Annotated in this window: 24 protein-coding genes; 11 read left to right on the forward strand and 13 right to left on the reverse strand. The window is 73.0% G+C overall.

What is annotated here, in order from left to right; all coding sequences use genetic code 11:
- Positions 1 to 15 precede the first annotated feature (15 nt).
- The 4 genes from I3F58_RS06995 to I3F58_RS07010 all read left to right on the forward strand — a co-directional run bounded on the left by I3F58_RS06995 (position 16) and on the right by I3F58_RS07010 (position 5,890).
- Positions 16 to 1,587 carry a GMC family oxidoreductase gene (locus I3F58_RS06995; RefSeq protein WP_240107364.1) on the forward strand — a complete coding sequence of 524 codons (1,572 nt, stop codon included), beginning with the start codon at positions 16 to 18 and terminating at the stop codon, positions 1,585 to 1,587.
- On the forward strand, positions 1,587 to 2,678 hold the full coding sequence (locus tag I3F58_RS07000) for a glycine betaine/L-proline ABC transporter ATP-binding protein (RefSeq protein ID WP_240107365.1): 1,092 nt from the start codon (positions 1,587 to 1,589) through the stop codon (positions 2,676 to 2,678). The genes I3F58_RS06995 and I3F58_RS07000 overlap by 1 nt, the downstream gene beginning before the upstream one ends.
- The gene (locus I3F58_RS07005) at positions 2,675 to 4,822 is read left to right on the forward strand and encodes a proline/glycine betaine ABC transporter permease (protein ID WP_240107366.1); all 2,148 of its coding nucleotides are present in this window, start codon (positions 2,675 to 2,677) and stop codon (positions 4,820 to 4,822) included. Before I3F58_RS07000 ends, I3F58_RS07005 begins: the two co-directional genes overlap by 4 nt.
- 87 nt (positions 4,823 to 4,909) lie before the next feature.
- Positions 4,910 to 5,890: an ABC transporter substrate-binding protein gene (locus tag I3F58_RS07010; RefSeq protein ID WP_240107367.1), complete on the forward strand. Its 981-nt coding sequence runs from the start codon at positions 4,910 to 4,912 to the stop codon at positions 5,888 to 5,890.
- A gap of 345 nt (positions 5,891 to 6,235) precedes the next feature.
- On the opposite strand, the gene I3F58_RS07015 is transcribed toward I3F58_RS07010, so the two are convergent.
- Complete coding sequence (locus I3F58_RS07015) at positions 6,236 to 6,517, reverse strand: hypothetical protein (RefSeq protein WP_240107368.1); 282 nt, start codon at positions 6,515 to 6,517, stop codon at positions 6,236 to 6,238.
- A 280-nt stretch (positions 6,518 to 6,797) separates the two neighbouring features.
- Between I3F58_RS07015 and I3F58_RS07020 the strand changes: the two genes are divergently transcribed.
- On the forward strand, positions 6,798 to 7,385 hold the full coding sequence (locus I3F58_RS07020) for a hypothetical protein (RefSeq protein ID WP_240107369.1): 588 nt from the start codon (positions 6,798 to 6,800) through the stop codon (positions 7,383 to 7,385).
- Between the two features lie 85 nt (positions 7,386 to 7,470).
- Here I3F58_RS07020 and I3F58_RS07025 read toward each other — a convergent pair whose 3' ends face one another.
- Positions 7,471 to 7,776: a hypothetical protein gene (locus I3F58_RS07025; RefSeq protein ID WP_240107370.1), complete on the reverse strand. Its 306-nt coding sequence runs from the start codon at positions 7,774 to 7,776 to the stop codon at positions 7,471 to 7,473.
- A gap of 209 nt (positions 7,777 to 7,985) precedes the next feature.
- Here I3F58_RS07025 and I3F58_RS07030 point away from each other — a divergent pair, with 209 nt between their 5' ends.
- A complete protein-coding gene (locus I3F58_RS07030; RefSeq protein WP_240107371.1) occupies positions 7,986 to 8,456 on the forward strand; it encodes a hypothetical protein in 471 nt (156 codons plus the stop codon).
- A gap of 73 nt (positions 8,457 to 8,529) precedes the next feature.
- On the opposite strand, the gene I3F58_RS07035 is transcribed toward I3F58_RS07030, so the two are convergent.
- From I3F58_RS07035 to I3F58_RS07085, 11 genes are all read right to left on the reverse strand, one after another.
- The gene (locus I3F58_RS07035) at positions 8,530 to 9,834 is read right to left on the reverse strand and encodes an MFS transporter (RefSeq protein ID WP_240107372.1); all 1,305 of its coding nucleotides are present in this window, start codon (positions 9,832 to 9,834) and stop codon (positions 8,530 to 8,532) included.
- Positions 9,827 to 11,128, reverse strand: a complete 1,302-nt coding sequence (locus tag I3F58_RS07040; protein WP_240107373.1) for an acetyl-CoA carboxylase biotin carboxylase subunit family protein — start codon at positions 11,126 to 11,128, stop codon at positions 9,827 to 9,829. Before I3F58_RS07040 ends, I3F58_RS07035 begins: the two co-directional genes overlap by 8 nt.
- Positions 11,125 to 12,765, reverse strand: coding sequence for a class I tRNA ligase family protein (locus I3F58_RS07045; protein ID WP_240107374.1), 1,641 nt, complete (start codon positions 12,763 to 12,765; stop codon positions 11,125 to 11,127). The genes I3F58_RS07040 and I3F58_RS07045 overlap by 4 nt, the downstream gene beginning before the upstream one ends.
- Positions 12,762 to 13,889 (reverse strand): FAD-binding oxidoreductase, encoded by a 1,128-nt coding sequence (locus tag I3F58_RS07050; RefSeq protein WP_240107375.1) that lies wholly within the window; start codon positions 13,887 to 13,889, stop codon positions 12,762 to 12,764. The genes I3F58_RS07045 and I3F58_RS07050 overlap by 4 nt, the downstream gene beginning before the upstream one ends.
- Positions 13,882 to 14,232, reverse strand: a complete 351-nt coding sequence (locus I3F58_RS07055) for a cupin domain-containing protein (protein ID WP_240107376.1) — start codon at positions 14,230 to 14,232, stop codon at positions 13,882 to 13,884. The genes I3F58_RS07050 and I3F58_RS07055 overlap by 8 nt, the downstream gene beginning before the upstream one ends.
- Positions 14,229 to 15,470, reverse strand: coding sequence for a lysine N(6)-hydroxylase/L-ornithine N(5)-oxygenase family protein (locus I3F58_RS07060; RefSeq protein ID WP_240107377.1), 1,242 nt, complete (start codon positions 15,468 to 15,470; stop codon positions 14,229 to 14,231). The genes I3F58_RS07055 and I3F58_RS07060 overlap by 4 nt, the downstream gene beginning before the upstream one ends.
- 18 nt (positions 15,471 to 15,488) lie before the next feature.
- Complete coding sequence (locus I3F58_RS07065; RefSeq protein WP_240107378.1) at positions 15,489 to 16,766, reverse strand: ATP-grasp domain-containing protein; 1,278 nt, start codon at positions 16,764 to 16,766, stop codon at positions 15,489 to 15,491.
- Between the two features lie 68 nt (positions 16,767 to 16,834).
- Positions 16,835 to 17,494 carry an alanyl-tRNA editing protein gene (locus I3F58_RS29585; protein WP_240107379.1) on the reverse strand — a complete coding sequence of 220 codons (660 nt, stop codon included), beginning with the start codon at positions 17,492 to 17,494 and terminating at the stop codon, positions 16,835 to 16,837.
- A gap of 38 nt (positions 17,495 to 17,532) precedes the next feature.
- The gene (locus I3F58_RS07075; RefSeq protein ID WP_240107380.1) at positions 17,533 to 18,375 is read right to left on the reverse strand and encodes a 2OG-Fe(II) oxygenase; all 843 of its coding nucleotides are present in this window, start codon (positions 18,373 to 18,375) and stop codon (positions 17,533 to 17,535) included.
- A gap of 44 nt (positions 18,376 to 18,419) precedes the next feature.
- Entirely contained in the window at positions 18,420 to 19,070 is a 651-nt protein-coding gene (locus I3F58_RS07080; RefSeq protein WP_240107381.1) for a LysE family translocator, read from the reverse strand.
- Between the two features lie 12 nt (positions 19,071 to 19,082).
- Positions 19,083 to 20,432 (reverse strand): MFS transporter, encoded by a 1,350-nt coding sequence (locus I3F58_RS07085; RefSeq protein WP_240107382.1) that lies wholly within the window; start codon positions 20,430 to 20,432, stop codon positions 19,083 to 19,085.
- 125 nt (positions 20,433 to 20,557) lie between these two features.
- On the opposite strand from I3F58_RS07085, the gene I3F58_RS07090 reads away from it, so the two are divergent.
- The 5 genes from I3F58_RS07090 to I3F58_RS07110 all read left to right on the forward strand — a co-directional run bounded on the left by I3F58_RS07090 (position 20,558) and on the right by I3F58_RS07110 (position 26,055).
- Positions 20,558 to 21,595 (forward strand): Lrp/AsnC family transcriptional regulator, encoded by a 1,038-nt coding sequence (locus I3F58_RS07090; protein ID WP_240107383.1) that lies wholly within the window; start codon positions 20,558 to 20,560, stop codon positions 21,593 to 21,595.
- Positions 21,555 to 22,877: a M20/M25/M40 family metallo-hydrolase gene (locus I3F58_RS07095; RefSeq protein WP_240107384.1), complete on the forward strand. Its 1,323-nt coding sequence runs from the start codon at positions 21,555 to 21,557 to the stop codon at positions 22,875 to 22,877. Before I3F58_RS07090 ends, I3F58_RS07095 begins: the two co-directional genes overlap by 41 nt.
- Before the next feature lie 103 nt (positions 22,878 to 22,980).
- Positions 22,981 to 23,289, forward strand: a complete 309-nt coding sequence (locus tag I3F58_RS07100; RefSeq protein ID WP_240107385.1) for a hypothetical protein — start codon at positions 22,981 to 22,983, stop codon at positions 23,287 to 23,289.
- Positions 23,283 to 24,638 (forward strand): type VII secretion integral membrane protein EccD, encoded by a 1,356-nt coding sequence (gene eccD, locus I3F58_RS07105; protein WP_240107386.1) that lies wholly within the window; start codon positions 23,283 to 23,285, stop codon positions 24,636 to 24,638. The genes I3F58_RS07100 and eccD overlap by 7 nt, the downstream gene beginning before the upstream one ends.
- A 46-nt stretch (positions 24,639 to 24,684) precedes the next feature.
- On the forward strand, positions 24,685 to 26,055 hold the full coding sequence (locus I3F58_RS07110) for a MinD/ParA family protein (RefSeq protein WP_240107387.1): 1,371 nt from the start codon (positions 24,685 to 24,687) through the stop codon (positions 26,053 to 26,055).
- The last annotated feature ends 12 nt before the right edge of the window (positions 26,056 to 26,067 follow it).

Here is a 26,067-nt window from a genome sequence, read left to right on the forward strand (position 1 = left end):
CGCAGGAAGACCCTCATGAACACCCAGACCCCTCAGAACCCCGCCACCCCCGCCCAGGACGACACCACCGACTTCGACTACGTCATCGTCGGAGGCGGCACCGCGGGCTCCGTCATCGCCTCCCGCCTCAGCGAGAACGCCGACGTCACCGTCGCGGTCATCGAGGGCGGCCCCACCGACATCGACCGCGAGGACGTCCTCACCCTGCGTCGCTGGCTCGGTCTCCTCGGCGGCGACCTCGACTACGAGTACACGACCGTCGAGCAGCCCATGGGCAACTCGCACATCCTGCACAGTCGCGCCAAGGTGCTCGGCGGCTGCTCCTCGCACAACACCCTGATCTCCTTCAAGCCGCTTCCCGCCGACTGGGACGAGTGGGAGGCCGCGGGCGCCACCGGCTGGGGCTCCGTGCAGATGGAGGCGTACTACGCCCGGCTGCGCAACAACATCGTGCGGGTGGCCGACAAGGACCAGAACGCCATCGCCAAGGACTGGATCGAGGCGACCAGGAAGGCCACCGGTGTCCCCGAGGTCATCGGGTTCAACGACAGGCCCTTCAACGAGGGGGTCGGCTTCCTCGACCTGGCCTACCACCCGGAGAACAACAAGCGCTCCTCGGCCTCCGTCGCCTACCTCCACCCCCACATGGAGGCCGGTGACCGCCCGAACCTGACGCTGCTGCTGGAGACCTGGGCGTACCGGCTGGAGATGGACGGCAAGCGCGCCACCGGTGTGCGGGTGCGGACCAAGGACGGGGCGGAGAAGCTGATCAGCGCCCGCCGCGAGGTGGTCGTCTGCGCCGGCGCCGTCGACTCGCCGCGGCTGCTGATGCTGTCCGGCATCGGCCCGAAGCAGGACCTCGAAGGCCTCGGCATCCCGGTCGTCCACGACCTGCCGGGTGTCGGGGAGAACCTCCAGGACCACCCCGAGTCGGTGATCGTCTGGGAGACGAACCGGCCGCTGCCGGAGAACTCCGCGATGGACTCCGACGCCGCGCTGTTCGTCCGCCGGGACACCGGGCAGGACCTGCCCGACCTGATGTTCCACTTCTACCAGATCCCCTTCACCGACAACCCCGAGCGGCTGGGCTACGAACGGCCCGAACACGGTGTGTCGATGACCCCGAACATCCCCAAGTCCCGGGCCCGCGGACGGCTCTACCTGACCTCCGCCGACCCGGAGGCCAAGCCCGCCCTCGACTTCCGCTACTTCACCGACGAGGACGGCTACGACGCCCAGACCCTCGTCGACGGCGTCAAGATCGCCCGGCAGATCGCCAGGACCGAGCCCTTCGCGGGCTGGCTCGAGCGCGAGGTCTTCCCCGGCCCGGACGTCACCGACGACGAGGAGCTGAGCGAGCTGCTCCGCAAGGCGCACCACACCGTCTACCACCCGTCCGGCACCTGCAAGATGGGCGCCGCCGACGACGAGACGGCCGTCGTGGACCCCGAGCTGAGGGTCCGCGGACTGGAGGGCATCCGCGTCGTCGACGCCTCCGTCTTCCCGACCATTCCCTCCGTCAACCCGATGATCGCGGTGCTGATGGCCGGGGAGAAGGCCGCCGAACTGCTGGGTGGTGACGCCTGATGAGTACGAACGCTTCGAGCACTCCCGCGAACATACGCAAGGACGCCGGTACGGCTCCCGTCTTCGGCGTCCGCAACCTCTGGAAGGTCTTCGGCTCCAAGGCCGACCGCGTCCCCGGCGACCAGAGCCTCACCGGCCTGTCCCAGGCCGAGCTGCGCGCGAAGACCGGCTGCACCGCGGCCGTGCGGGACGTCTCCTTCGACGTCCGCAAGGGCGAGGTCTTCGTCGTCATGGGCCTGTCCGGCTCCGGCAAGTCCACCCTCGTGCGCTGCCTGACCCGGCTCATCGAGCCCACCTCCGGCACGCTGGAGATCGACGGCGAGGACGTCCTCGCCATGGACAAGAACCGGCTCCGCGAGCTGCGCCGCCACCGCGCCGCCATGGTGTTCCAGCACTTCGGCCTGCTGCCGCACCGCACGGTGCTGGACAACGTCGCCTACGGCCTGGAGATCCAGGGCATGGGCAAGGCCGAACGCCGCGCCCGGGCCTCCGAGATGGTCGAGAAGGTCGGCCTCAAGGGCCTGGAGCAGCGCCGCCCCGGCCAGCTCTCCGGCGGCCAGCAGCAGCGCGTCGGCCTCGCCCGTGCGCTGGCGTCCGACCCCGAGGTGCTCCTCTTCGACGAGCCGTTCAGCGCCCTCGACCCGCTGATCCGGCGGGACATGCAGGAGGAGGTCATCCGCCTGCACCGGGAGGAGGGCCGCACGATGGTCTTCATCACCCACGACCTCAGCGAGGCCCTGCGCGTCGGTGACCGGATCGCCCTGATGCGGGACGGCGAGGTGGTGCAGCTCGGCACTCCCGAGGAGATCGTGGGCGCCCCCGCCGACGACTACGTCCGGGACTTCGTCCGCGACGTGCCGCGCGAGCAGGTCATGACGGTCCGCACCGCCATGACCCCCGGCGACTGCGGCGGCTCCGCGCACCCGGGCGCCCTCGCCCCGGACACGGTCGTGGCCACCGCCATCGAGACCGTCGCCCGCAGCGGTGAGCCCGCCTGCGTCGTCGAGGACGGCGAGTGCCTCGGTGTCGTCGACCCGCAGGGGCTGCTGTCGGTCGTTGCGGGTGTCCCCCAGGGGAGGGCGGCGGCATGACCGCGACGACGCCCACCCCCGCACGCAAGAGACCGGGACCGGATTCGGAGGAGGCCGCGGTGCTGAAGGACACGGACGGCGCGTCCACCGCGTCCGCCCCGACTCCGGTCGCCCTCGCCAAGGACGACGCCGGGGACGGCGGCCGGTCCGGGAGCGCCGACGCCCCGGGGAACGCCGGATGGCGGGCCCTGCTGAGCCGCCCGGTGGTCCGCCGCCTGCTGCCGCTGGGCGTCGCCGCGGTCGTCCTCGTTCCGCTCGCCGCCGTGCTGTGGGGCAGCGGCACCTGGCCTTCCGCCCTGACCTTCGACGTCCAGGAGCCCCTGGACGACGTGTACAGCTGGGTCGTGAACAACCGGGACACCAACCCGGTGTTCCTCTACTTCCTGCTGCATCTGAGCAACTGGTCGGACGGATCGGTCACCTGGATGACCGGTCTGCTGGAGGGCCTCGGCTGGTTCCCGGTGACCGTGACCGCCGTGCTGCTGTCCTGGCGGGTCGGCGGACTGCGCGACAGGCGCGGGCTGAAGCTCGCCGGGGTCACCGCCGCCGCGTTCGCGGTGTGCGGGGTGCTCGGCATGTGGCAGGCAACCATGGAGACACTCGCCCTCATGGCGGTCGCCGTCTCCGTGGCGGCGGTCATCGGCGCGCTGCTGGGACTGGGCGCGGGCCTGTCGGACCGCTTCGAGCGGGTCCTGCGGCCCGTCCTCGACACCATGCAGATCATGCCGGCGTTCGCCTACCTGCTGCCGCTGGTGCTGCTGTTCGACATCGGTGTGCCGTCCGCGCTGATCGCCACGATCATCTACGCGGCCCCGCCGATGGCCCGGCTCACCGCGCTCGGCCTGCGCGGCGCCGACCCGGGCGTCATGGAGGCCGCCACCTCCCTGGGCACCAGCCCGGCCCAGCGGCTGCTGACGGCCCGGCTTCCGCTGGCCCGCAAGGAGATCCTGCTCGGCCTCAACCAGACGATCATGATGGCGCTGTCCATGGTCACCATCGCCTCGGTGATCGGTGCGGGCGGCCTCGGTGAGGAGGTGTTCCGTGCGCTGTCCACCGTCGACGTCGGCGGGGCCCTCGCCGCGGGCATCCCGATCGTGCTGCTGGCCGTCTGGCTGGACCGGGTGACCTCCGCCGCCGGTGAGCGGCTCGGCGAGGGCGCTGCCCCGGCCGGTTCCTCCTGGCTGCACGGCTACCGTGCCTGGATCGTCACGGCCGTCTCGGGCGTGGCGCTGAGCGTGGCCGGCTGGCTGACGCTGATCGCGGAGTGGCCCGAGGCCTGGGTGCTGGACATCGCCCCGCCCGTGAACGACGCCGTGAACTGGTTCACCGGCCACCTGGCCGAGGACGTACCGGTCGTGGGCGGCACCCGTGCCTGGGCCGACGGCTTCACCGTATGGGTGCTCAACCCGCTCCGGGACGGCCTGACCGCCATGCCGTGGTGGCTGCTGGTCCTGCTGGTCGCCGCGCTCGCGCTGCTCGCGGGCGGCTGGGGCGCGATGTGCACGGCGGCCCTGGCGATGGCCGGTGTCGGTGTGATAGCTGTGACCGACGGCTCCCTGTGGGGCCACTCCCTGGACACCCTGTCCCAGGCGATCGCGGGTGTCGTGGTCACTCTCGCCCTCGGGTTCGCGATCGGTGTGGCGGCGGCCCGGGTGCCGCTGCTGGAACGGCTGCTGCGACCGGTCCTGGACACCATGCAGACCCTGCCGCAGTTCATCTACCTGATCCCGGTGGTCGCCCTGTTCAACGTGGGCCGGGCCGCCGCCGTCGCCGCGGCCGTGCTGTACGCGCTGCCCGCCGTCGTGCGGATCACCGTGCAGGGCCTGCGCCAGGTCGACGGCGCGACGCTGGAGGCCGCCCGCTCCATGGGCGCCTCCACCTTCCAGCAGATCCGCCAGGTGCAGCTGCCGCTGGCCCGTCCCGCACTGATGCTCGCCCTCAACCAGGGCGTCGTGCTGGTGCTCGCCATGGTCATCGTCGGCGGTTTCGTCGGCTCCGGCGCGCTCGGTTACGACGTCGTGTACGGCCTCCAGAAGAGCCAGCTCGGCGTCGGTCTGAGCGCGGGCGTGGCCATCGTGCTGCTGGGCCTCGTCCTGGACCGCACCACCCAGCGCACCGGCAAGAAGCTCGGCACCACGCACTAGGCCCACCGGCCGGACGACCACCCCCCCATCCCCCTGTCCCCCCGTTCCGCAGGCCCCCCTGCCCCCTCGGAAAAGAGACACCCTCACATGAACACCACCAGAAAGAACCTGCTCCGCACCGCCACCGCCGCCGCCGTGATCCTCGGCGTCACCGGCCTGACCGCCTGCGGCGCCGCCAAGACCGGCTCCGACTCCGGCTCCGGTTCCGGCAAGGGCTCCAGCACGGTCACCATCGCGGTGCCCTCCTGGGTCGGCGCCGAGGCCAACGCGGCCGTCGCCAAGCACCTCCTGGAGAAGGAGCTCGACACCAAGGTCGAGCTCACCCAGCTCGACGAGTCGGTCGCCATCGACGGTCTGAACAGCGGCAAGGTCGACGCCGTCCTGGAGGACTGGGGCGGCGCGCCGGACAAGATCAAGCTGTACACCGAGGACAAGAAGTCCGTCGTCGCGGGCGGCGACCTCGGCGTGGTCGGCCACATCGGCTGGTTCGTGCCGAAGTACCTGGTGGACAAGCACCCGGACATCACGGACTGGAAGAACCTCAACAAGTACAGCGACCTGTTCAAGACCGCGGAGAGCGGCGACAAGGGCCAGCTGCTGGAGGGCTCGCCGTCGTACACCACCAACGACGACGCGATCATCAAGAACCTGAAGCTGGACCTCAAGACGGTCTACGCCGGCTCCGAGGCCGCCCAGATCACCCAGATCAAGGAGAGCTACAAGGCTGAGAAGCCGTTCATCACCTACTGGTGGACGCCGCAGTGGCTGAACGCCGAGGTCGAGCTGGTCGAGGTCAAGCTGCCCGAGTACAAGGAGGGCTGCGACGCCGACCCGAAGAAGGTCGAGTGCGGTTACGCCCAGACCTCGCTGCAGAAGTACCTGAACGCCGACTTCGCCAAGGACGGCGGCGACGCGGCCGAGTTCCTCAAGAACTTCAAGTGGAGCGCCGAGCAGCAGAACGAGGTCGCGCTGATGATCGCGGACCAGAAGATGTCCCCGGAGGCCGCGGCCGAGAAGTGGGTCAAGGACAACGAGGCCACCTGGAAGGCCTGGCTGCCGAAGAAGTAAGCGGCAGGACGAAGACGGCGGGTGGGCCCGGACCGGGCCCACCCGCCGTTCCGCTTTGTCCGCCGGTCACGGAGAAGGAGATGAGGCGGCGGACGGCGAATGCGCCGACGCCGCTCCGGACGAGCCGCTCCCGCGGTTCATGGTCCTTCTCGCCGGGGTTCTCCCCTGCCGTCTTCCTCCGGCAGCCGTCCCCCGGGCGGCTCGGTGGAACGGACATGACGAGGGGGAGAAGCGGCCCCGCCGCCGAGGGCCGTCGCGTGCAGGCCGAGAAGTGGAACACCATCACCCGCTCGGGCTTCCGGTGGCTGACCCGACGCGCGACACGGGCGCACCCGGTTCCAGCCCTCAGACGGCTTCGGCCCGCTCCTCCGGCCTCGGCTGGGCGGCCGGGAGCGCGAAGGCCGTCAGCCACAGCACGGTGGCGATGGTCGCGGCCGAGCGGGCGGTCGGGTGCTCGATGGGCCGGGCCCACCACTCGGGGGTGTTGTCCTCGTTCACACCGAGCAGGAGCGCCGGGCCGTAAGTGCCCGGAGACAGAAGCCACGCCGGGCCGCCGCCGAAGAGACGGGCGCTGATCACGGCGGGACCCAGGCAGCCGACGGCGTTGCGGGCCGAGGCGGCGAACACAGTCAGCGCCTGATCACCGTCCCGTGACGGCGGCCACATGCACGCCGGTCCGGCCGGAGAGCGGCCTCCGCACGGTGCGGACGGCCGTTGCGATCCAGCAGGACGCGCGTTCCGGCGCGTCGGCCTGGCGGGAACACGGTGGTCCGGCGGACGCCGGAGTCCAGGCCGGGCAGTTCGCCGGAACGCTGTGGCCGCAGCGCACATGCCCCACAATCCCCTTCGGTGTCACCTGATGTGACGGGGAGCCCGGCAGTCCGGCGCATGTGGGAAGGCCGTGCGCGTGACCGAAGGGGACGGCGGCCCGCGCCGCGAACGTGTGCTCGTCGACGGACTGGGCCCGGGGGAGGCCGTGGTCGTGCACCGCGAGGCGCTTCACGTGCTGCGACCGGACATCGAATCGGCCCACCTCGACGTCTATACCGACACTGGCTGGCCACCCGCCGTGCTGCACTCGTTCGAACGCGCGCTGGCCCTGGCCCGGGCAGAGGTCGCGGACGGTTCCCGGTCCCGGCGCGCCGACCCCGGCATGGGCATCGGCATCGACGTCCGCGATGACACGCAGTTCGGCGTGCTGGTGGACCTGGTCCCCCACACGATCAACGCCGAAGGGTGGCGAGGGGACCGGATGGTCTTCAGCGCCGCGGACTCGGGGACAGGCCTGTGGATGGCCGTCACGGAGAACCAGGAGGCGGCCCTCCTCTCCCGGTTGGGCGCGCTGGGGATCCCCCCGACGGTGCTCGCCGGAGCGGGTGGCGCACGCCCGCGCACCACTCGGTCCGCCCGGTGGCTCAGGACGGCTCGCCGAAGCTCCTGCGCCGTCCCGGAGCCGGTCACCGCCGCCGGGGCGAGGCGCTGGAGCCGCATCTGACCCAGATGCCCCCGGCGGAGGTGGCCGGGTGAGCCGCCGGGCAGGCCGTCGGCCGGCCGGGCGGCTTCACCGCCGAGGCACGGGATCAGGTGCGGATGCCCGGCGCCAGGCCCATCACCGGGGCCACCGGTTCCACCAGCTGGCGGAGCTGGCCCAGCTGCTGGACGCCCGCGAGACCGCCGAACTGCTCGGTGATGCGGGGGACCTGGCCCTGGTACTCGGGGGACACCTGCGAAGCCGACAGGTTGTCGACCTGGCTCAGGACGGACGGGCCGCCGGGGCCCACGGGGAGGCCGCCGGGGACGACGCCCGCCTGTGCGGCCGGGGCGGACAGAGCGGAGGCCCCGGCGGCGAGGGCGAGGGCGGCGAGAGCGCGTTTGGTCTTGGTCATAACCGGACCAACGCGCTCATCCCGGTGCGGGACACGGTGGCTGCGCCCGCGCGATCCCCTAACGGCTTCGGTAGGAATGCCGACCGGGCGTAACGTTCCATAATTTAAGCATAAATTGAGGTTATTTCCGGGCGGATGTTGTTAGCGTTCGGGTGTCGGTTCACGACCAGGACCGACGACTGACCGAACAACTCGCAAGGGGGAAAGACATGCTGAAGACGCACACCGTGAAGAAGGGCAAGTCCGTCACGCGCATGGCGGTTCTGGCTCCGCTCGTGCTCGCTCCCGCACTCGTGGCGACGCCGGCCGGAGCAGTCGGGACCGCGTCGGAGGGAACGGCGGTCACCATGGGGGCGCGGGCGCTCTGCAGCGGCACGGCGACCGCTCTTCCGTACAAGTGGAGCAAGACGTCCAAGTCGTGTTCCTACACCAGCCCGGCCCGGAACTGGCGGGGCTACATCATGGTGGACTGGTCCGTCCAGGGCGGTACCAACCAGTCCGCCTGCGTTCAGGGCCGGATGAGCAGCGCGAGGAACCCCAAGCCGAAGTGGCAGTCCATCGGCTGCGGGAAGAACGGCAAGGGCAAGGTCTCGTGGCCCGCCAACACGGCGTCCATGCTGGAAATCCGGGTCAAGAGCATGAACCCCGTGCACATCGCCAATGTGCGCTACTCCATCTGAGAACGTGTCGGGCATGTGATGAACGGCCCCGGCGACGCCACCACCCCCGTGGACGGCCTCGCCGGGGCCGGGATCAGTGGGCCGGTTCCGCTGCCGCTCGCGGTGTCCCGGCGCGGCGCCGCAGCGCGAGGCCCCGCGCCAGTGGCGGCCCCGCCAGGCCCAGCAGCGCGAACAGGGCGGCCAGTGCGAACCACCCGGTCGTGCCCGCTCCGACGACCAGCGACGTGACCAGCCACGGGCCCGCGAACTGCTGGAAGCCCCGGCCGAGGGCGAACACCGACTGGTACTCGCCCTGCCGCCCCGCCGGGGCCAGTCCGAAGGACAGCCCCCAGCTCGCCGCCGCCTGCCACAGCTCCCCGCACACCAGCACCAGCAGCCCGCACACCAGCACCACCGCGTCCAGCAGCGCCCCGTGTCCGCCGCTCCACGCGAAGATCCCGCACGACGCCGCCAGCGCCCAGCCGGACCAGCGCAGCATGCGCGCCGCCCCCGCCGTGTCCCGCGCACCCCGGCTCACCACCACCTGGAACATCAGCACCAGGACCGTGTCCACGATCAGCAGCACCGAGACCATCACGGTGGGGGCATCGGTACGCCCCGCGATCCACAGCGGCAGTCCCACCGTCAGCAGCGGGTGGTACAGCTCCAGCGCCCCGCACACCAGGGCGAGCACCACGTACCGCACGTCCCGCAGCGCGGTCCCGCGCATCAGCGACCGGCCGGTACGGCGGGGCCCGGAAGAAGCGCGGGCAACCCGCAGGCCCGACAGCAGCCCCACCGACACCAGTTGCAGCGCCGCGTTCGCCAGCACCGTCCCGTACAGCGCGGGCGCCGTCCCCACCGCGAGCGCCGCCCCGGCCAGCGCCGCCCCGGCCAGGAAGCCCAGGTTGAACAGGCTGCGCATCTGCGCGCTGGTCCGTACCCGCTGCTCCGGACCCACCAGCGCGTCCGTCAGTGAGGCCTGCAGCGCGCCCGCCGAGGTCTCCAGCGCCGCGATGACACAGGCGACGGCCAGGAACCCCGCGAAGTCGTCCACCAGGCAGTACGCGACGAAGCCGCACGCCGAGAGGAGCGTGGCCGTCACCAGGACACGGTCCGGACCGAAGCGGTCCGCGAGTCTGCCGACCGGCACCGTGCAGACGATCCCGCACAGGCCCGCCACGGACAGCGCGAGGCCCACCCGGTGGGCCGGGATGCCGATCGTGCGCGTGAAGAACAGCGCGCTCGCGGTGAGGAAGACCCCGAGGCCCAGGGACTGGACCAGCGCGAACAGACCCAGGCGGCGCGCGGGCCCCGGGTCCGGGAGGGTCTCGCGGAGCCAGCGGCGCAGGCCGGCGCTCACCACGCCCCGCTCGGAGGCCCCAGACGGTTCAGCCATGGCGCTGTCCCCGGACCGCGGGCAGGGGGTCCTGCGGGCCGTCGCCGTCCGCCGGCTCGGTACGCAGGCCGTAGCCGTCCAGCACGGCGGTGACCGCGCGCGCCACACCGGAGGCCGACTCCGCCCTGAAGCGGAAGATGCCGCTGCCCTCGTCGTAGCTGCCCGGACCGGTCATGACCTGCCCCACATGCGGGAGTTCCTCGTGGTAGACCTCCGGTACGGCTCCGAGGAGCGAGGTCCGGTGGACCACCCGGCTGGGCAGGACCCCCGGAGCCGGGTAGATGAGCCAGCCGCCCCGCGAGCCGGCGGACCCCCCGTGCGGGGACCACAGCGGCGGCAGCCCCACCGCCGCCCGGAACGCCTCCGCGAACAGGTCGATGCCGTACAGGTCCAGGTGGACGAAGGGAACCTGGGCTCCGCCCGGGCGCAGCCCGACCTCCAGGAACACCGGCTCCCCGCCCGGCGGCCGGATCGCCTCCAGGTGGAACGCCCCGTCCCGCAGCCCCAGCGCGTCCAGGCAGCGGCCCGCGAACGCCGCGATGCCCGCCTGCTCGGGCCCCTCGTCCAGCATCACGGACCCCAGCGGGCGGCCCCGGGCGTAGTCCAGGCACGTGTGCACATACCGGGAGACGCTCACGAAGTGGAAGCTGCCCTTCCGGTACACCCCGTCGACGTGGAGGATCTCGCCCTCCACGTACTCCTCACACTCGTACCCGGCCGGGTCGACACCCTCCAGTGCCTCCGCCAGCTCCCGCAGGTCACGTACGACGGACACGCCCTGCGATCCCGCCGAGTCCCGCGGCTTGAGCACCAGCGGCAGACCGCCCAGCGCCTCCACCAACGACTCCGCCGACTCCACGGGACCCGTGTGGAACCGGGGCACCCGCAGCCCCGCCCCGCCCACCACCTGCTTCATCGTCGGCTTGTCCTTGAAGCGGCGCACCAGTTCCACCCCGTAACCGCCCCGCACCCCCAGCTCCGCCGACAGCCGGGCGGCGGTCAGGATGTCGTACTCGGATTGGCCGTACACCACATCGGGAGTGCCGTGCCGGTCCGCGATCTCCCGCACCACGGGCAGCACGTCCTCGTAGCCGAGGCTGTCCAGGACACGGACCTCCACCGCCCCCTCCTGGTCGAGGGCCGCGAGGCCGCCGGGGGTCGTGAGGTACACGAGCCGGGCGGGCGCCCCGTCGAGGAAGCGGTGGTACTCCCCGAACAGGTCGCCGGAACGGTTCAGGACGACGTACAGCGGAGCCGTACCGGTGCTCACCGCCAGGTCCGCTCCCGCGCTCATCGGTCCGCCCCCACCCGAAGCGAGCCGGGCAGACAGGGGTCGAGGCCGGCGGCCGTCACCCGCGGGAACGCGCGCAGTCCGGGGCGGGGGGTGAGCGGCGGCGTCGCCGCCAGGAAGGCGCTCGCCCTCGGCTCCCCGGTGCCGCCGAGGGCCTGCCAGATCCGCTCGGCCAGCGCCGGCATCACCGGGAAGCACAGCAGGGACAGGCCCTTCAGCCACCAGTACGCCCCGTCCCGCGCGGTGCGGGACAGCGCGGTGTCGGCGCCCCAGCGGTCGAGGGACGCGACAGCCCGCCGGGTGGAGACCCGCGTCGTGTCCAGGGCTGCCGACTGCTCGTCGAGCAGCGCGCCCAGCCGCTCCACGAGGGTGGCGGGAGGCGCTCCGGGCGGGCCCTCGGGCAGCCGCCGGAAGGCCGCCTCGATCCGCCCGCCGAGCCCCCGTGCCAGCGTGGAGTCGGCCACGGCGAGGAACTCCGCCGTCCCGAAGCTCGCGGGGGCGCGCTGGAGATCGGCCCCGGCGAGGAAGTAGCGCACCGCGTCGACGCTGACGGCGGGCGAGGCGGCGACATCCGCCGCCCACACGGCATGGCGGCTGCTCGTGGAGAACTTCCGGCCCTCCAGCTCGTAGAAGTGGTTGATCAGGCAGCGGTCGTACGGCTTCATGCCGCCGTGCAGCAGGCTCGTCCCGACGATCGACACCAGGGTGGGGATGACGTTGTCGACGCCGAGGGTGGTGATCGTCGTGACGCCCGAGTCCGGATCGAAGGCGTTGACGCCCGTCCCGGACAGCCGCCCGTGCACGGCCCCCGCCAGCCGGGCGAACATGAAGACCCCCGCGTACGGGAACAGCGCGTGCGGCACGCCCGGTTCGGGCGGAGGCAGCGGCACGCCCCACTCCTGCGGGGCACTGAGCCGTACGGTGCGGTCGTCCCGCGCCAGGAAGCGTGCGACGGTCCGGCGGTGCCGGGCGGCGACGTCCAGTTCCGCCAGGACCGCGTCCAGCACATCCGGCTCGGGCGTCCGCAGGAAGACGCTGGAGATCTCCCGCCAGGTCAGCGGCCCCTCGTCCAGCAGCGGGCGGGGCTCGACGACCGACTGCGGCAGGAAGTGGGCGCCGCACTTCTCGCAGAAGTAACTCGCCACGTCCGCCCCGCAGTCGGGGCACCGGCCCAGCAGCCAGCCGCCCACGGTCCACCGCCCGGAGGCGGAGCAGTACGGCACCCGCTCGGTGCGGGTCAGCGTCGCGCCCACGGCGGCCAGCCGGTCGAGGCAGGCCCGCACCTCCGCCTCGAACATCCCGCGCCACGGCTCCCGGTCCGGGACGACGAACGCGTCCACGCCGATGTCCAGCGCGGCCAGGTCACTCCGGATGCGGCGGCCGTAGAAGTCCGCGACCTCGCCCGGCGTCCGGCCCTCGGCGTGGGCGCGGACGGCGACGTACGACTCGTACACATCGCTTCCGGTGATCACGAGCGGCAGGTCGCCGCGGACCCGCAGATGACGGGCGATCATGTCGGAGGTGAGGAACGGCCCGCCGATGTGGCCCAGGTGCAGCGGGCCGTTCGGGGTGGCCTCGGGCGGCACCAGCAGATAGTGCCTGGGGGCCCGGTCGCCCCCGGTCAGCGGCGATGGGCTCATGTCAGCTTCCCTTCCCGTGCTTCGTCCACCGGGTCCAGCAGGCTCAGGGCGTCCTGGGCCATGGCGGGGGCCAGCCGGTAGCCGGATCCGGACCCGCCGATCGCCATCACCACGTCCGGGTCCCCGGCGGTGCCGACGACCGGCAGCCGGTCCGGCGTGAAGCAGTCGGCCCCGACCCGGCCGTCCGTCAGATACGGCACGAATCCCGGTACGTACCGGTCCAGCAGGCCCCGGGCGAGGGCCCGGTCACGGGCGTCGGCGGTGAGCGGGCCGTCCGGGTCCCGGTCCCAGTCCGGCGAGGTGACGCTCAGGATCCAGCAGCCGCCCGGGTGGTGCGGCAACAGGAACGCGTCCGCGTCCTCGAACACCAGCGCCGGGGCGCCCGCCGGGGGCGGCGCCGTGACATGGAACGCCACCACCTTCTTCACCCGCGCCCCCCGTGCCCGGGCCGCCCCGGCCACGGGGCCGTTCAGCGCCCACGGGCCGGGTGCCACCAGCACCTTGTCGGCCGTGACCCGGCGCCCGTCGGCGGCGGTCAGCTCGATCCGGGTGCCCGCACGGGCGCGTGCGCGGCGCGCGGACGTCACCCGGAAGCCGTCCCGTACCGCGTTCCCCGGGTGGTCGAGCACCCGGTCGAGCAGCAGGGCGGCGAGCCGCCCGGGCAGGCCCGCCGTCATGGGGGCCGACCGGCGCAGCACCTCGTCGACGCCGTGCCGCAGCCCGGGGAGGGCCGCGCGGAGGGCGGGCAGGCGCTCCGGCGGTACGGCCCGGGTCCGGCCGCCGACCGCCAGCGTCGCGTCCAGCGCGGCCACCCCGTCGCGGCGCAGCAGCCAGTAGGTGTCCACGGGCGTCCGGTACGACTCGGGCAGTTCGGCGGCCAGGCCGGTGAACAGGGCGGTGCTGCGGGCGGCGAGCGCGCGGTGCGCGGGGGTCGGGCCGGTGGGGGTGTCGAAGCCCGCCGAGAGGCCGGTGGCACCGGGCCGGGCGGGCGTGCTGTGGCTGAGGACGAGGACGCGCCGCCCGGGGTGCCGCCGGGTGGCGTAGTACGCGGCCAGCGCGCCCACGATCCCGGCGCCGACCACGGCCAGCTCCGCGTGTGCGGGCACCGTGTGCGTGTCAGTCATCGGCGGCCGGCCACCAGAAGGAGAAGACGGCCAGATCCTCGCCCCGGTCCGCGAACGCCTCGTGCACCGCGTGCGGAGGGAACCCGGCCGTGGACCCCGGGCCGATCTCGGCCCGCTCCCCGTCGACCACCAGCGTGCCCCGGCCCGCCTGGACGACCCAGAGTTCCGTCACCGCGTGCCGGTCGGGGGAGCTGGAGCCGCCCGCGGGCACGGTGAAGCGGGCCATCTCGAAGGGCGCCGTCGGCACGGAGGACCGCACGAGATCGGCCTCCGCGACGGTCACCCCGTCCGGTTCCGTCCCGGCAGGCAGGAAGGGCAGCAGGAACGGCGGCGGAACGCTCATACGTGGTACCTCGTCTCCCCGAGAAGGCTGTTCAGGACGACGGCGCTGCGCCAGGCGAGCAGGCTCAGGTTGGGGTCCGCGACGCCCCAGGCGTGGCGGGCGCCGTTCTGGAGGTAGATCCGGTTCCCCGGCGGACCGTCCCAGACGAGCGAGAAGTCCTCGCCGACGTCGAGGAGACCGTCCGTGCGCCCCAGCCGGGGCCCGAGCGCCGTCATGAAGGCTGGCAGCTCGTACCGGTATCCCGTGCAGAGGACGACGACGTCCGCGGCGAGTACGGCGGGCGCGTCAGGGCCCTCGCAGTCCACCGACAGCTTCAGCTCCCCGGCCACGCCGTCGACGCCGGTGACCGTGCAGTCCGGCAGGAACCGCAGCCGCCCCGGGTCGGCGCCGAGGTGCTCCGACCGGTAGCGCAGGCGGTGGAGGTCCTGGAGGACGGCGAGGTCGATGCCGTCGCTCGTGTACTTCTGCCGGTCGAGCAGCCGCGCCCGTCGCTCGGCGGGCAGCCCGTGGAAGTGGCGTACGTACGCGGGGGAGTAGAGGTCGTTCGCGAACGGCGAGTCGTCGAGCGGCAGGAAGGACGGGCGTCGGCTGACCCAGGTCAGCGAAGCGGGGCCGCCGGTCGTCCCGGGGCCGCTCGCCAGGTGCCGTACGATCTCCGCGCCGCTCTGGCCGCCGCCCACCACGACGACCCGGCGCCCCGCGACCTCGGGGGCCAGCAGCAGGAAGTCGGCCGAGTGCAGGACGGCGGGCCCCAGGTGCGGCCGGAAGAGTCCGGGGACCCGGGGCGTGAGGCCGGTGCCGAGGACGAGGTGGCGGGACCGCACCTCCCGGTCGTCGGTCCGCAGCCGGAAGAGTCCGTCCCGGAAGTCGGCCTCGCGCACCTCGGTGCCGAAGACCAGGCTCGGCAAACGCCCGGCCACCCACTGGAGGTACTGGTCGAACTCCGTGCGCAGGACTGCGGGGAAGTCCGCCGCGAGGAAGTCGTACAGCCGGTTGTGCGCCGACAGGAACGCCAGGAAGGAGAAGCGGCTGGTCGGGTCGACGAGGGTCACCAGGTCCTTGAGGTGCGACACCTGGAGCGTCGCCTCGGGCAGCAGCATGCCCGGGTGCCAGGAGAATCCCGCCCGGCGCTCCAGATGGATGCCGCGCAGCCCGGGGACGGGGTCCGCGAGCGCCGCGAGGCTCAGGTTCGCGGGCCCGACGCCCACGGCGGCGTAGTCGAATACCGGTCGGTCCATGGCAGGTGCCCCCATCCGTCAGTCGAGGGTGACCAGGGCGCCCAGCTCGCCCCACCGGTCGAGGGCGCCCTGCGGCGAGTCCGCCGTGAACAGCGCGTGCCCGAGGCGGGAACGGCAGTCCTGGACGTCCGGGATGGGTTCGCCGGGTCCGAAGGAGAGCGCCGTCTCCACCACGTATGGCAGCTCCCGCAGCTCCTGCCAGCCGTGCAGCTCCCGGTACGAGCGCCGTTCCCCGGCCGAGAAGAAGCGGATGCCCGCACCGCCCGACCGGGGCGTGGTGAAGGCGCCCGCCTTCTCCAGGTCCACGCCCAGGGCCGTCGCGAGTGCCACCCGCGGCAGGTCGACGCCCGTGACGAGCCGCAGCAGCTCCACGATCCGGTCGCCGCCCAGCCGGGCCCCGATCTCGATGAGGACCGGCCCGTCCGGGGTGAGCCGGAGCTCGCAGTGGAACGTTCCGCCGGTCAGGTTGACGGCGCGGACGACCTCGCGGACATACGCCTCGGCGGCCTCCCGGGCGGTGCCGTCGACCAGGGCCGGGGTGAGGTGGCCCAGCTCGACGAAGTCCGGTTCCGGGCCGAGCAGGGTCCGGCTGAGGGCGACCACGGTGGTCTCCGCGCCCTCCGCGCCCTCCCGTACGAAGCCGTCCGCGCTGAATTCGGGCCCCTCGACGTACTCCTCGACCAGCACCCGGTGCTCGTGCAGCCTGCCCATGTCCGGTGTCGGGTCGCCGACCAGCCGCTCGAACGCCGCGGTGAGCTGCTCCATGTCGTCGGCCCGGCTGACGTGGATGCTGCCCGAGCACGAGGCCGGTTTCATCACGCAGGGGAACCCGACCCGGTCGGCGGCCTCCCGGAGTCCGGCGTGCGTGGTCGCCTGGGCGAAGCGGGGCACCCGCAGCCCGGCGGCGGCGACCGCGGCCCGCATCGCGGCCTTGTCCGTGACCCGGTCCACGGTCTCCACCGGCAGCCCGGGCAGGCCCAGTGCCGCCGCCACCCGGGCCGTCGCGGTGACGTAGATGTCGGACCCGGCGAGCACCGCGTCGAACGGTCCGGCGCGATGCTCGGCGCGGGCCGCCTCCTCCAGGGCCGCCTGGTCGTTGGTCTCCACGGTCAGCACCGAGGCCGCCGCGCCCCGCACGGCGTCGGACAGCCGCCGGTCGCCGGAGTCGGCGGAGGCGACGACCACGCGCAGCCCGGCGGCGGCGGCCGCGGTGATCAGGGTGCCTCCGCCGGAGGAGGCGGGTTCGACGACGAGGATCCGTGCGGGGTACGGGAAGGGGGCGGATACGGATGACAAGACGGGCTCTCCCGGAAGGGGTCGGTGCGGGGCAGGCCTCATGGGGGACCGGCGAGGCGGGGTGGGGATCAGGCGGGGGACACGCTCAGACGAGCGACGCCTCGGCCCTTGCCGGTCACTCCGACCGACACGGGCCCCACCTCGCCGGTGCGACGTACGTGGGTGCCTCCGCAGGGGATCGGCTCGTGGCCGGAGACGCGCCACTCCCAGCGGTCGGCGCTGCCGATGATCCGGTACCGGTCCACCGGCAGGTCGGCCGCCACGTACGCGTTCAGCCGCTCGGCCAGCGCCTCGGCGGACGGCCGCTCGCGCCCGCCCTCCCACGCCACGTCCAGGCGGGCCTTCTCGGGGCGGATCTCCCCGCCCCGGTCCTGCTGCCCGGGGCCGTACGCCTCGTTCAGCGCCAGCCACAGCAGGTGCTGGGCCGTGTGCATGCGCATGGTCCGCAGGCGCCGCTCCCAGTCGATGTGGCCCTGGACGTACTGCCCCTTCAGCAGCGGGGGGCCGTCCCACTCGATCCGGTGCAGGACCCGTCCCCTGTCGGGCCCGTACCCGGTGTCGGTCACCCGGTGGCCGCCGAGCCTGCCCTGGTCGCCCGCCTGGCCGCCGCTGCGCGCGTAGAAGGCCGTGGCGTCCAGCTCCACGACGTCGTCCTCGACGGTGACCACCTGCGCGGAGAACGTCCGCAGGTAGGGGTCTTCACGGTGTAACTCCCTGGTGCGGGCCACCGGTTGTTCCTCTCTCGTGGTGAGCGGGTGCTCGGATCTCAGGACCAGAGCACGAGTTCGTTCTCGGCGGTGAGGCCGCAGAAGTACGACAGGGTGAGGCGGCGCCCCGACACGTTCTCGCGGATCGCGTGGTAGTTGCGGCAGTCGAAGTAGACGGAGTCCCCGACCTCGGGCTTGATGACCGCGCGCGGCTCGGCCGCCGAGATGTCCTCGGACCAGCCGTAGCCGATCCGGTGCTGTTCGTCGCTCGGCTTCCACTTGCGCCGGTAGACGACGAGTTCGCCGCCCTCGTCCGGGACGCTGATGTAGCAGTTGAACCCGAACTGGGCGATGACGTCCTGGTCCAGGACGCCGGGGAACTCCCGTACCACCTCGTCGAAGTGCATCCGCGCGCCGCCGGTCAGCTCGCGGATCATTCCGACGTACAGTTCGCGGCCCTGGACGGTCGCGGGGCGCACGGGTCCGGACCACACGGACCGCAGGGCGTCGACGACCGTCGCCAGCGGGTCCTCGTGCCCTCCGACGGCCTCCTGCCAGATGCGCCGCGACTGGTCGGCGTGCTCCCAGTAGTCGGGGCTGATGCCGGTGTCGAGGTAGTAGTCGAACACGGCCGGTCCCAGCTTGAGGACCGGCGGGAATATGCGGCGCTCGTCGTAGGTGTCGAACTCGACGTCGTTCAGCGCGCGGACGAGCTCGGCGCAGCGTGCCGCCGGCACCTGCTCGGGGATGTGCAGCGCGGCGAGGGTGCCGGCGGCGAGGTGCAGGACGTTCTGCCGGGTCGGATCCTCGCGCTTCGCGACGTCGAAGAGCGCGTCGATCTGCTGGACGACCTCGGTGTTGTCGGCCACGAGCCGGGGGTCGTGCAGGGTGGTGCTGTTCATCGTCATCGCCTTTCAGGAAGGTGTCAGGCAGTGAGGGTTCGGGATCAGCCCAGGAAGAAGAGGCTCGCGCCCAGGGCGATCAGGACCAGTCCCATGACGGCGTTCAGGGCCTTGCGTGCGCCGGGCCTGCGGAAGACGGACTGGAAGGCCCCGACCGCCAGCGCCACGAGGCTGAACCACAGGAGCACGGCCAGCACGGTGATGGCGCCCAGGACGGACTTGTCCAGCCAGGTCGAGGAGTCGGTCAGGAACTGCGGCAGCAACGCCACCAGGAAGACAACGGACTTGGGGTTCAGGACGTTGGTGATGAGGCCCTGGCGGAACGCGGTGACGGTCGACTCCGCGGCGGGCACGGGCGTCTCGGGGTCCGGGGCGGCGGTGTCCGGGGCGGCGGGCCCCGGCTCCCGCGCGGCCATCAGCGAACGGACGCCCAGGTAGATCAGGTAGCAGGCCCCGACGATCGAGACCGCACGGAAGACGGTGGGGGACGCCGCCACCACCGCGCCCACCCCGAGTACCGCCGCCGCGGTGTTGACCGCCATCCCGGCGGCGACCCCGGCCGAGGCGCCCAGGCCGACGCGTCGCCCCCGCAGCGCCGCGAAACGGCTGACCAGGGCGAAGTCCGGGCCCGGGGACATGGCGCCGAGCAGCGCCACCGCCGTGTAGGAGCCGACCACGGCCAGACTGATCGTCATGTTTCGCTCCGTTCAGAGTGCGTCGATGCGCTGGGCGGCGGGTGCGGGGGAGGACGGTCTCCCGATCCTGAAGAAGGTGATCACGAAGGCGACCGCGCACAGCACGGACACGTAACCGGCGAAGGCGTTGTCCAGCCCGGAGTCGGCCAGCCACACCCCGGCGTACGGGGCCGTGCCGCCGAAGGCCGCGACCGTGGCCGCGTACGGCAGGCCGATGCCGGTGCCGCGGGCCCCCGCGGGGAACAGCCCGGCCATGACGGCCGCCGCGGTCGCGCCGTACCCGCTGAAGAGGATCAGTCCGACCGCCTCCGACACGAACAGCCCGGTGAGCGAGGTCTGGGCCAGGGCGTACAGCGGCACACCCAGCACGGTGAACCCGGCGGTGAAGACCAGGAGGAGGGGACGGGTACCGACCCGGTCCGCCAGCATGCCCACGAAGGGGAGAGCGAGCAGCAGCACGACCTGCGCGACGGCCGCGGCGAGCAGTGTCTGCGCGGGGCCGAGACGGCCGCTCTGGATCGCCTGGGCGGGCAGGGCGACGACCCAGGTGTAGTAGACGACCGTCGCACCGGCGGTGAGCCCGCAGAGGGTGAACACGGCGCCGCGGTGCTGCTTGAGCGGTGCGAGGTGCCGGATCCCCGGAGCCGCGGCGGTGGACGCCGGGCCGGTGCCGGCGTCGGGCCGGTGCAGCGTCTCGTCCATGCCGCGCCGCAGGAAGCCCACCGACACGGCGGCCACACCGCCGATGAGGAACGGCACGCGCCAGCCCCAGGACGCCATGAGGCCGGGCCCGAGTGTGAAGGCCAGCAGTGCTCCGACCGCCGCCGCGATCAGCGTGCCGACGGCGTTGCCGGTGTAGAGGAAGCTGGAGTAGAAGCCCTTGCGGCGCGGTGGCGCGGCCTCCACCAGATAGGCGGCCGAGGCCGCGAACTCGCCTCCTGCGGACAGACCTTGGGCCAGCCGCGCGAGGACGAGCAGGACCGGGGCGAGGACGCCGATCGTGCCGTACGCGGGGGTGACCGCGATGAGGAGGCTGCCGCCGGCCATCAGCGCGACCGACCAGAGCATCGCGGTCCTGCGCCCCAGCCGGTCGCTCAGCACGCCGAAGACGAGGCCGCCGACGGGCCGTGCGACGAATCCGACGGCGAAGACCGCCAGCGACGACAGCAGGGCCGAGGTGCCGTCACCCGCGACGAAGAAGGCGGTCGAGAAGAACGGCGCCATCATCGCGTAGACGTTCCAGTCGTACCACTCCAGGGCGTGCCCCGAGGTGGCGGCGGCGAGGTTGCGCCGGGCCGGTGGGACCGGTAACCGCGAGGCGGCGGCCGTGCCGCTCGTGCCGTTCGTGTCACGTTCCGGCACCACGTCCCCCTTCACTCTGTGCGACGCCGAAGCTACTGTGGCAGTGCTGAATCGATCCGTCAACAAATTACTTGGGTCCGCATGGAGGCGCCATAATCACCCGTGAGATGACTAGAAAAGACGCCGTGAACGTGACGGATGTGCGTATCGCCTCCGCCCTCCAGCTGCATGGCAGGGCCTCCTGGGACCAGATCGCCCGGGTGCTCGGGCTCCCGGAGCGCACCGTGGCCCGGCGCGGGCAGCGACTGCTGGACGAGGCGGTCATACGCGTCACCGGCGTCGTGGACACCCAGCTCCTCGGCCGTCCCGAGCCGGTCCTGCTGCGGCTGGAGGGGCGGACCGGCGGCGGTCCGGACACCGCGCGGGCACTGTCCGCGATCCAGGAGACCAGAACGGTCCTCACGCTGCTGGGCTCCTCCGACTACTTCGTCGAACTGGTCCCGCACAGCCGGGAGTCGCTGCGCGACCTCGTCTACCGAGGGCTGCCGACTCAGGTGCGCAGCTCGTCCTCGTACCCGGTGCTCATGTTCTACTCCGCGACGCACACGTGGAACGGGGGCGCCCTCACCGAGGGCGAGGCCGCCCGGCTCCGCAGGCCCGCCCTGCCGCCCTTCGGCAGCCGGAACGGCGGTGTGACACTTCAGCAGGACGAGCTGGACATGATCGCCCTGCTCGTCGAAGACGGCCGGATTCCGACGACCCGGCTCGCCGCGGCGCTCGGAATCAGCCAGTCCACGGCGTCGCGCAAGCTGTCCGCGCTCCTGGAGTCCGGAGCCGTGCGGGTCAGGGCGGACGTCACCCCGTCCCTCTTCGGCCTGCACACCGAGGCCCTGCTCTGGCTCCAGGTCTCGTTCCGCCACCTCGACGAGGTGGGCGAGGCGCTCGCGCGGCGGCCGGAGGTCATGACCCTGGTCTCGATCAGCGGGGACTACCAGGTCTGCGCGCACGTGGCGGTGGCCGACCACCGTTCGCTCCAGCGGTTCCTGGTCGACGTGGTGGGGCCGCTGGCGGTGTCGGAACTGGACACGACGATCGTGCTGGAGACCTTCAAACGAGGCGGTCGGACAGCCATCCGCCGCCCGGCCTCCCTCCCCTTCAACAGCGACAGAGACGGAGTGGCTCATGCCGCAGACAGCTCAGCCGGAGACGACGCGCACGACTGAGGCGACGGACTCACGGGTCGTCGAGTACTGCTCCGAACTCATACGCCTCGACACCACGGTCGGCTTACGGCCGGAGAGAGCCGCGGCCGAGTACGTCGCCGCCCGCCTGTCCGAGGCGGGGCTGACGCCCCGGCTGCTGGAGGGAGCCCGCGGCCGGACCAACGTGGTCGCCAGGATGGCGGGCCGGGAGCAGGACCTGCCACCGCTCCTCCTGCACTGCCACCTGGACGTGGTTCCGGCAGACCCCGCCGGATGGAGCGTCCACCCGTTCTCCGGGGAGGTCGCCGGGGGATACGTGTGGGGCCGGGGCGCGGTCGACATGAAGGACATGGTGGCCATGACGCTGGACGTGGTGGCCACGTTCGCGGAGTCCGGGCGCGGGCCGCGCCGCGATGTGGTCCTGGCCTTCGTGGCCGACGAGGAACAGGGCGGCAACCTGGGCGCCCAGTGGCTGGTCGAGCGCCACCCGGACCTCTTCGCGGACTGCGAGGTGGCGATCGGGGAGGTCGGCGGGTTCAGCGTCCAGTCGCCGCAGGGATCCCTGTACCTGCTGGAGACGGCCCAGAAGGGCGCGTTCACCCTGGAGCTGACCGCCCGTGGGCTGGCCGGCCACGGCTCCATGCTCAACGACCGCAACGCGCTACAGGCGTTGAGCCGCACGGTCGCCGCCATCGCCGACCACCCGTTCCCGCTCCAGCTCACCGCCACCACCCGCACGTTCCTGGAGCAGGTCGGGGACGCCTTCGGCATCGAGGACGCGACCCGCGACCCGGACCGGGCGCTGGCGGTCCTGGGCGAGGTGGGCCGCATCGTCGGAGCGACCCTCCGGCACACCGCCACGCCCGTGAACATCCACGGCGGCGACGCCCCCAACGTCGTCCCGCCCGTCGCCCGCGCCCAGGTCGACTGCCGGGCCGTGCCCGGCCACGAGGAGGACTTCCTGGCCGAGCTGGGCCGCCTCATCCCGCCCGAGGTCTCCTGGACGACCATCCCTCGCGGCTCCGGCCACGAAAACGTCCCCGACACCACGCTGACCCGGGCTGTCGAAGCCGCGCTGCTCGCGGAGGACCCCACCGCGAAGGTTCTCCCCTTCTGCATGTCCGCCGCCACCGACGCCCGCCACTTCTCCCGCCTGGGCCTCGCCTGTTACGGCTTCGTCCCCCTCCGCCTGCCCGCGGACAACGACTTCGCCGCGATGTTCCACGGCACCGACGAACGTGTCGCCGTCGAGTCCCTCGTCTTCGGCACGCGGGTACTGGACCGCTTCCTGAGCACGTACTGACCCACCGCGCCCCCGCCGCGGTGCCGGGCGGGGGCGGTTGGATCCTCCGCCCGGCCATGGCCTATGTTGCACGAGCGAAGCACGGGGGAGGCGGTGGACCGGTATGGCACGGGACTACGACAGCCAGCTGCTGGAGTCGGTGGCGGTGCGTCGGCGCCGGATGCGGGACGCGCTGCTGTTCGGGGCGCAGCGGGCCCGGCGCACGGCCGACGAGCGGCTGGGCAAGGTGTTCGCCGGGATCGCGATCGCGGCGGTGCTGTGCGCGGGCTGTGTGGGCTGGTCGTTCCTCCAGCACACACTGGCCCAGCAGAAGGCGGAGGAGGAGAAGCAACGGCAGCGCCTGGAGCAGCCGTACGGGTCGTCGGGCCCGTCGGGCTCTCCCACGAAGCTGATAGGTTCCCGCGAGTGGTGAGCACAGCAACGACGTCACGGGCCCGACTCAGCCGGGTGACCCTGGTCGGAGAGCGGCGCCGAGCCGACCTGGTGCTGCCCTCGGACACTCCGATCGGGCAACTGCTGCCGGACATCCTGCGGTTGCTGGACGACCGGGCCGCATCGCGTCCCATGACCCGTCAACTGGTGACCGTCGACGGTTCCGCACTGCCGCACGAGACGACGCTCGAGTCGGCGGAGATCGCCGACGGCGCCGTACTCCGGCTGGTACGGACGCACTCCGCGCCGCCCGCGCCCGTGGTGCACGACGTCACCGACCAGGTCGCGGACGACCTCGACGTCCAGGCGTGGCGGTGGCGCCCGGCCGCACGGCGGGCCGCCGCGGGCGCGGCGTCCGTCGTGCTCGCGACGGCCGCCGCGCTGCTCGCCCGCCGGGAGTCCGACCTCGGCACGCTGGCAGGCTGGCTGGCCGCGGCCATGCTCTGCCTGCTGGCGGCGGGCGCACTCGTCGCCCGGGTCGGAAAGGGCAACCGGGGCCTGGCGACGGCCCTGCTGCTCATGTCGGGCACGCTCGGCACGCTCGCGGCGTGGACGGCCGCCGACGCGTACGCGTGGTCCGCCATGCTGCGGCTCGCCGCGCTGGCGGGGGCGTTGACGGTGACGCTGGCGGCACTCGGCTTCTTCTCGCCGCTCGGCCGCGGCGGGCTGGTCGGAGCCGCCGCCACGGCTGTGGTCGCGGCCGGCTGGGAGGCGGCCGCGGCGGTCCAGGACGACCTGACCCGACTGGGCGCCGTGACGGCCGTGTGCTCGGTGATCCTGCTCGGTCTGCTGCCCCGGCTCGCGCTGACGGCATCCGGGCTGACCGCGCTCGACGACCGCCGCTCGGGCGGGGCCTCCGTGAGCCGTCACCAGGTGCGCAACGCCCTCGCGGCCACGCACCGGGGGCTCGCGCTCGCGACGGTGGTCACGGCGGCCTCCGCCGCGGCAGCCGGCTGGCTGCTCACCCTGGGCGGCCGGCCCTCCGTCTGGAGCGTGCTGCTGGCGTCGGTCGTCGCGCTGGTCCTGCTGTCGAGGGCCCGGGCGTTCCCGCTGGCGGCGGAGGTCGTGGCGCTGGTCGCGGCCGGGGGCCTCATCTTCGTACGGCTGGTGGCGGTGTGGCTGGACCACGCAGGGGGCGCCGCGCCACTCGCCGCACTGTGCGCCGCGGCGGTGCTTCCCCTGCTCGTCCTGGCTGTTCAGCCACCGGAACACGTACGCGTCCGGCTGAGGAGGGCGGGCGACCTGGCCGAGTCGACCGGCATGGTGAGTCTGTTCCCCCTCGCGGTGGGCGTGTTCGGCGTGTACGGGCAACTGCTGGCCCGGTTCTGAACCGGCGCATGTGGCGGAGTAGAAGGGCAACGGGGCGGGAGCGGACATGTCGAGCGGAGACAACTGGCAGAGCGATGTGCTGCGGGACCTGAAGGGCGGCGGCCGCACGCCCCCCGACGGGCCGGACGCGGCCTCCGGCGGGACGGGCTCGGCTTCCGGCCGGTCGGGTGCGGCAGCCGGCGAGCCCGGAGGGGCTCCGGGCAGGCCCGGCACCGGCTCGGGTGAGCCCGGAGCGGCCTCCGGCGGGACGGCCCGTACCGGTCCAGGCGGGTCGGGCACGGCCTCCGCGCCGGGTGCGCAGTCGCCGCAGGCCCAGGGCCCGGCTCTCGCGGAGCCGCAGGCTCAGGGCCCGGACACCGTGCCGCCTCAGGCTCACGCGCCCGCCACGGCCGAGGCCGCCGGACCCGCCGGGACGGGAGCCCCGCAGGCGGCGACCGCCTCGGCCTCCGTCCCGCCCATGGCGGGTCACGGTGCCGGAGGCCCACAGCCGCGCCGTACCCCCGACTCCCGGCCCGTGCTCGACGGGCAGCTCGCCGGCACCGTCCGCAAGCCGCAGCGCGGAGAGTCCGCGGCGGCCCGGGCGGTACGCGCCGTGCGGCGCGTCGTCTCCTCCTCGGCCGCGCGGGAGGTCGAGGAAGCGACCCGTACCGCAGAAACGCTTCAGCAGCCGGTCACCACCGGGCGGCAGATCGCGGTCACCTCGATCCGGGGCGGCGCCGGGAAGTCGACGGTCGCCGCGCTGCTCGGCACGACGTACGCCCACTACCGCCAGGACCCCGTCCTGTTCGTGGAGGCCGATCCGGCGCTCGGTTCGCTGCCGCTGCGGCTGGGGGCCGAGCAACTGCGCTGGACGACCGCCGACATCGCGGACATCGTCCAGCCGCAGATGTCCCTGCTGGACGTGACCGGCTATCTGACCCAGCTCCCCGGCAACGCCTGGCTGCTGCCCGGCAGCCAGGGCCAGATCGGCGCGATGCTGGACAGCGCGACGTACGGCCGGGTGATGGTCGCGCTGCGCCGCTACTTCGGTGTGACGGTCGTCGACTGCGAGACGCTCCCAGCCGAGGTGGCCCGCGTCGCCGTCTCCGCCTCCCAGGCCCGTGTCCTGACCGCCCCGGCCTCCCTGGAGGGCGTCACCAGCACGTACGCCGTCCTCCAGTGGATGCGGGGGCTGCCCGAACATGTGATCGCCGGTACCGTCGTCGTGCTCACCGGCCTGACGCCGCACCCGCGCATCGGCCTCGACGAGGCCGGCCGGCGGCTGGCGTCGACCGGGGCGACCGTGCACGTCCTCCCGTACGACCGGCATCTCGCCGCCGGAGGCCCGATCCGCACCGACCTGCTGGCCGAGCCGACCCGGCAGGCCGTCACCCGTCTCGCAGCCGACGTCCTCCAGATGTCCCTGCGGCGCCACTGAGCCGCCATGGAA

It is taken from the genome of Streptomyces sp. MUM 203J (genome assembly GCF_022414595.1).
Classification (GTDB): domain Bacteria; phylum Actinomycetota; class Actinomycetes; order Streptomycetales; family Streptomycetaceae; genus Streptomyces.

Excerpts from the sequence above, each read along its gene's own strand:
- I3F58_RS06995 (WP_240107364.1), top strand. The coding sequence starts at position 16 with ATGAACACCCAGACCCCTCAGAACCCCGCCACCCCCGCCCAGGACGAC.
- I3F58_RS07000 (WP_240107365.1), top strand. The coding sequence starts at position 1,587 with ATGAGTACGAACGCTTCGAGCACTCCCGCGAACATACGCAAGGACGCC.
- I3F58_RS07005 (WP_240107366.1), top strand. The coding sequence starts at position 2,675 with ATGACCGCGACGACGCCCACCCCCGCACGCAAGAGACCGGGACCGGAT.
- I3F58_RS07010 (WP_240107367.1), top strand. The coding sequence starts at position 4,910 with ATGAACACCACCAGAAAGAACCTGCTCCGCACCGCCACCGCCGCCGCC.
- I3F58_RS07025 (WP_240107370.1), bottom strand. The coding sequence starts at position 7,776 with ATGACCAAGACCAAACGCGCTCTCGCCGCCCTCGCCCTCGCCGCCGGG.
- I3F58_RS07030 (WP_240107371.1), top strand. The coding sequence starts at position 7,986 with ATGCTGAAGACGCACACCGTGAAGAAGGGCAAGTCCGTCACGCGCATG.
- I3F58_RS07035 (WP_240107372.1), bottom strand. The coding sequence starts at position 9,834 with ATGGCTGAACCGTCTGGGGCCTCCGAGCGGGGCGTGGTGAGCGCCGGC.
- I3F58_RS07040 (WP_240107373.1), bottom strand. The coding sequence starts at position 11,128 with ATGAGCGCGGGAGCGGACCTGGCGGTGAGCACCGGTACGGCTCCGCTG.
- I3F58_RS07045 (WP_240107374.1), bottom strand. The coding sequence starts at position 12,765 with ATGAGCCCATCGCCGCTGACCGGGGGCGACCGGGCCCCCAGGCACTAT.
- I3F58_RS07050 (WP_240107375.1), bottom strand. The coding sequence starts at position 13,889 with ATGACTGACACGCACACGGTGCCCGCACACGCGGAGCTGGCCGTGGTC.
- I3F58_RS07055 (WP_240107376.1), bottom strand. The coding sequence starts at position 14,232 with ATGAGCGTTCCGCCGCCGTTCCTGCTGCCCTTCCTGCCTGCCGGGACG.
- I3F58_RS07060 (WP_240107377.1), bottom strand. The coding sequence starts at position 15,470 with ATGGACCGACCGGTATTCGACTACGCCGCCGTGGGCGTCGGGCCCGCG.
- I3F58_RS07075 (WP_240107380.1), bottom strand. The coding sequence starts at position 18,375 with ATGAACAGCACCACCCTGCACGACCCCCGGCTCGTGGCCGACAACACC.
- I3F58_RS07080 (WP_240107381.1), bottom strand. The coding sequence starts at position 19,070 with ATGACGATCAGTCTGGCCGTGGTCGGCTCCTACACGGCGGTGGCGCTG.
- I3F58_RS07095 (WP_240107384.1), top strand. The coding sequence starts at position 21,555 with ATGCCGCAGACAGCTCAGCCGGAGACGACGCGCACGACTGAGGCGACG.
- I3F58_RS07100 (WP_240107385.1), top strand. The coding sequence starts at position 22,981 with ATGGCACGGGACTACGACAGCCAGCTGCTGGAGTCGGTGGCGGTGCGT.
- I3F58_RS07110 (WP_240107387.1), top strand. The coding sequence starts at position 24,685 with ATGTCGAGCGGAGACAACTGGCAGAGCGATGTGCTGCGGGACCTGAAG.